Below are 5029 nucleotides of genomic sequence, written 5' to 3'. Positions count from 1 at the left end.
AGGATAACCTTTGCTGCACCGCTATAACGCAAATTGCCGTTGCCTGGCACCAATCCCCCAAGCTGTGAACGCGAAACCTCCTCAGTCGAATTGTTCAAAATCACGCCATGGGTATCAACATTGAAACTGTCATATTTGTTATGAGAAAGACCCTGTCCATTGGGGCGAACAATATCAATCAGCGGCACATCATTGCCAGCTTTCCCCACCGTGGGGCGGAAAACAGAGCCAACCCCATCAGCTGCTTTAATCCCTTGGCTCTCTTGTGCAACAGGACTTCGCGCTCCAAGCGCTTGTGCTTGCAACAACAAAGGCTGAAAAGCTAAGCAAAAACTTAAAACAAGTGAAAGCCCCTTATGGATCCCTCGCTGCAAAACACAAAGAACGCGCTGCCATAGCTTGTATCCATATCCCAATCTATGCTTTTGATTTTTCAATCCCCGCATCTTCAGCTCCTCATAAAATTCTTTATCTCTTAAAAAAACAACCCATATGGGTATAAACAGCGCAGCGATATTTTTACCGCCCCTTTGCTCTAAAATCTCAATAATGCCCGCACTTGAAATAACCCTGTCGCATTTCCCTTTTCTCGCACTGTCGATTGGGTTAAAATATTCGAATAAGACACATCAATATCCGTAATGTCTCCGGTTGCATGGAAACCAAGAGTTGCCCCAACGAGGCTCCCGCCAAAACTGTTTTTGTTTACATCATTGGCCACGGCCCCCAGATCAAGCGCCATATAAGGGGCAAATTGGCTCATAAATTTACGCCCCATTCTCGAAGAAAAACCTGGCAACAACAGCGACAATTCATTGCGCCAAAACGCCCCATTATTGCCGTAATAAATCGCCTCACGCACCCCGCGCACAGAGGAACTGCCACCAAGCGATATTTGCTCTGAACTAAACAACGTGTCGGGTGATAATTGTCCTGAAAACAGCGTGTTATAGCGAAAGTTATATTGTTTGAGCGAAAAAGGACGCACGTAGCCTAGGGAAAAAGACAATTTGGAAAATTGCCCTTTGGGTGAATTTTTTGTTGCATTCTCTTGCTCTTTATCGTCATAAGCGCCAAGAATTGCCAACCCTTTATGAAACCCTATATGCGCGCTTAATTCTCCTCCAAGCCACTTGCGCGAATGATCAAGCTCAAAGGTTGCAATAGCTAGTTTACGGCTGGAAACATCAACCCGACTGCCCATAATAAAATTATCAGAATATTTCCATGTCAACCGTCCTGTAACCCAGGTCTTTCCCTCTTGATCACGGTCGATAACCCGTGAAATCCACGGTGTCAGCGATAAAGACTTACCCGCAGTCATAATATCGGAAAATATTCCCTTAACACTCGAATGATATTGGCTCCACGTCCCATCAAAACCTGTTGTCCAAGTGCCATAGGGTAGAGAAAATGATCCCGTTAGAGTATCACTATTGGGGCGCTTGTGAGAAAAATGATACGGACTACCATCCATAGAACGCTGATAGCTAAACGACCATTGATCATTGATCCCCAACAGATCATCAAAAGAAAGGCTCAAGCGCGTTTGATAAATTCCTGTTGCTTTAGCACCAAGATTATCGCTGGAAAGCGTAATAAGCCAAGGTTTCTGTTTTTCAATATGAACATCGAGTATCGAACCACCCGAATTGCTCCCCGCACCAAGATTAATGGTGGCTTGGCGTGAGAAAAGCCGATTGATTTGATCAAGCCCTTGCTCTATCTGGCGCAGATTGGTCGGCTTCCCAATAAGGTTTGGAAAAGCCGTGGTGATTTCTCCTTGAGATTTCCTTCCAACTTTATGCCCATCAAGGGTAATATCTTCCATCACACCTTCAACAACAACAATCTTGAGATGACCGCCGCTTAAATCTTGCTCAGGCAAATAAGCCCGCACCGCAATATAGCCGCGCTTCATATAAAGCTTGGTCACCGCTTTGAGCACTTTGTTGATTTCGGCAATCCCCAAACACCGTCCTTCCCAAAGAGAAATGGCTTCATGAAGGTCGGTATGAGAAATCAACTGAGCACCAACAAATTCAATGCTTTTGATCAGCAAACAGGTTGTACTAGGCGAAGCACCATAGGCAGATGTGCTATCATCGTCTGGCAAAAATATCCCATGTGTTTCGTTTCTACGGTGCAATCGTTGAAAACGCTGTTCTTGCGTTTGTTGTCGTTGGATGCTCTCTGATTGATTAATCGCTTTCTCACGAATGTTTTGGGCAAAACTCGGCAACGAGAAAAGGCACAAAATAGCCGCAAAAACAAAAATGAAAAAAAATCTATGCATTCATTGTGCCCTCAAAATGAGCAACAAAATGAACCATATCGTCAGCGTCACAGAAAAAATCGCCAACCGCGTAACAATTTTTTAATTTTTTGATGAGAATAATACTTATAACATCTGAGAAAAAAGCATAGACTGTACTGTATACACCTGCTTTATGAGTTGTGCAAACCATATCATTTCCCCCGCTTTTGAAGATTTTACAATGACACTGTTAAATGACAATCATACACTCTATATGCTTCTTAATTTTAAGGTGTTGCATGTAATATAATCTTGAGCTTCAAGTAAAGACTCTTATTCATAGAATAGACCAAATTTATTGGAACTGTTACATATTAGAGACAACAAAAAACACTCCATTATTATCGCTTGATAAGAAAAATAGTATGACAATCGCTTATTTACTAAAATAAGAAAAAAAGAAAATGCGTAATGCTATAACTGATGAAGGATTAGCATATTTAAAAGCCGCTTATCCTAATGAAAAAACACTAAAGATGATCTGTTTTATTATGTTTACGGTTTTTTGCATTCAGAAGATTATCGCACCCGTTATGCTGATAATTTATGCAAAGAATTACCTCGTATCCCTTGTGTAAAGAGTGCTGATGATTTTTGAAAATTTGTAACAGCAGGGCGTGAATTGGGTCATTTGCATGTGAATTATGAAGATGTAGAACCTTATCCTGTGACCTTTAAAAAGGGTAATCCAAAACAGACAGAAATCTCTAATCTCGAAAAATTCTATTATGTGACTGAAATGAAATTCGCAAAAATTAAGGATAGTAAGGAAAAGAATAAATCAACTGTTATTTATAATAGCAATATCATCATGACAGATATCTCTCTTGAATCGGTTATGGGGCGTCAATGCGTTAAGACAGATAAAAAGAGTGGTATTGTTAATGATGCCAATCACTATGCTGTTGAAACCATTGGCAACCCTGCCTATCCATTGGATTTGTTTCAAAGGGTTATCACTGTGAGTTTAGAAACAATGAAAATTGTTAAAAACTTACCAAAATTAGAAATTAGAGAAACTGAATAGATTTGGCATGCTCAGATGATAGGCATGTTAACCTCACAAGGGGTATAAGGTCTTATAACCTATAGGTTCTATACCTCTTTTGTTAAGTTGCTTACATATAATCCTGAAAGGATAGTCTATATGCGTTATTCTAAAAAAAAGAAACTTGCAATTTTAGATACTCTTATTTGGATTGCCTTTAAAAGATTATATCGTAATCTAAAATGATAGCTTTGTTTAAAGAGGGTTATGTATATTCACTTTTCTTATAGGTTTTGAAGGTATAAAAACCGTCAAAACCCCTTCAAAACGTATATTATTAGTTGAATTTATAGGTTGTGTTATCAATAGAGGTTGTTTTTTAAGATCTGTAAAATATTAACACATTGAAAAATAACGTTTTTACTTTTTATCGTTTTTTTATCTAAAAGAGGCAACCGTCAAAACTCAAAACCCCGTCAAAACTCATAACCATAATGGTCTTGATAGCATTTATTATGATTATAATCCCTTTCTTTTGAAAGGCTTTAAAAGATCACATACTCTCATAAGACATGTTTTAATCATTCACTAAATGATCACTTTTGTCGATTCAATGTACTGACATAAACTTACAAATATATATTTACAGTTGTATTTATTTGTTATGGCTGTTTTAATAAGTTGTATTTTGAAAAATTCATAAAACTTAACTTGTTGAAATATAATGATTTTAATTTTCTCTCATTTAAAAAAAATGATATAGGTTCTAAAAAGAACTGACAAGACTGACAAAAGTTTATTAAAAGGGATTTTGCTCATCTCTATAATGATCAGTTTCTATTGAGATGTTTTCATAACAAGCAATAAATCACAATTATCCTATTTATCATTTCTCTTATGAACATGAAAAATGATGCCATGGCTATAAAGAACATAACAACTATAGAGAAAGCAAAAATGCAAATGAAAGCATTTGTTTATAAAGACAGTCCCTATAAAGGCTGTTAAGTCTAAAATGTGTTATTAAAAGAAATTAACAGAAATCTTAAAAGCCATTTAGTGACAAAATTGATAGGTTATAAAGTTTAAAATACGCATAATGAGAGCGTTTCTAAATATTATAAATGTATAGATTCAGAAAATAACGCAATCGTTTAATAAAACCTATAATATAGCTTTAAAAGCACATAAATATAAAAGAAGCAATTAATAAGCATAAGATATTATCAATACACAACGTATTAAAAAAATAAGAAAAAATATCAAAAAAGATAAAATATTATTTGACAATAAATACGTATTTTGCTATATAAATAATCAAGTGCTGAAAACACTTAATAACTAGCGGGTAGGTTACGATACGACCTCTCCCATGTCTTTTAAATACTGACTTTCTTTTATGCTTTTGTTAGTATATGAGAGCTTTGTCGGGTGTGGTCATACCATACAATACTCTTTTATGAGAAAAGTGTGACGACGGACTAGTTACCGTGTTTTCAACGCCCGGCTCTCTTATAGAGTGTCAATTGAAAACTTTAAATAACTAGGAATCTTAGTATGAAAAATATATCAAAAAACACCCCCGTTATCTCTAATATTTCAAATGAAACCACGTCTATTAATCAACAAGAGCCTGCAAAAAAATATGAATTTATTGATGATTGTGAATATATCGATGGTCATTTCTTAACTCGAATTAGAGCCTTAAGAGATTTTGATGATGT

3 protein-coding genes and 1 pseudogene are annotated in these 5029 nt (G+C 36.4%); 1 reads left to right on the top strand and 3 read right to left on the bottom strand.

Features of this window, described 5'->3' with window-relative positions; genetic code table 11:
- The 3 genes from ACFINE_RS09110 to ACFINE_RS09100 form a co-directional block, all read right to left on the bottom strand.
- Window positions 1-446 (bottom strand): hypothetical protein (locus ACFINE_RS09110; RefSeq protein WP_375621813.1); only part of this gene is annotated, 446 nt, incomplete at its 3' end.
- 89 nt (window positions 447-535) lie between these two features.
- Entirely contained in the window at window positions 536-2296 is a 1761-nt protein-coding gene (locus ACFINE_RS09105) for a ShlB/FhaC/HecB family hemolysin secretion/activation protein (protein WP_375621812.1), read from the bottom strand.
- Window positions 2289-2468 carry a hypothetical protein gene (locus tag ACFINE_RS09100; protein ID WP_375612457.1) on the bottom strand — a complete coding sequence of 60 codons (180 nt, stop codon included), beginning with the start codon at window positions 2466-2468 and terminating at the stop codon, window positions 2289-2291. Before ACFINE_RS09100 ends, ACFINE_RS09105 begins: the two co-directional genes overlap by 8 nt.
- A gap of 256 nt (window positions 2469-2724) precedes the next feature.
- On the opposite strand from ACFINE_RS09100, the pseudogene ACFINE_RS09095 reads away from it, so the two are divergent.
- Window positions 2725-3344, top strand: a pseudogene (locus ACFINE_RS09095) (type ISP restriction/modification enzyme); the annotation flags it as partial.
- Between the last annotated feature and the right edge of the window lie 1685 nt (window positions 3345-5029).

This window comes from Bartonella sp. AA97HXZ, assembly GCF_042196985.1.
Lineage (GTDB): Bacteria > Pseudomonadota > Alphaproteobacteria > Rhizobiales > Rhizobiaceae > Bartonella.
The sequence above is the reverse complement of the archived record's forward strand: the minus strand, read 5'-3'. Positions and strand labels throughout refer to the sequence as shown.

Bases quoted from the DNA above. Each gene is read 5' to 3' on its own strand.
- ACFINE_RS09100 (WP_375612457.1), bottom strand. From the start codon at position 2,468: ATGGTTTGCACAACTCATAAAGCAGGTGTATACAGTACAGTCTATGCT.
- ACFINE_RS09105 (WP_375621812.1), bottom strand. From the start codon at position 2,296: ATGCATAGATTTTTTTTCATTTTTGTTTTTGCGGCTATTTTGTGCCTT.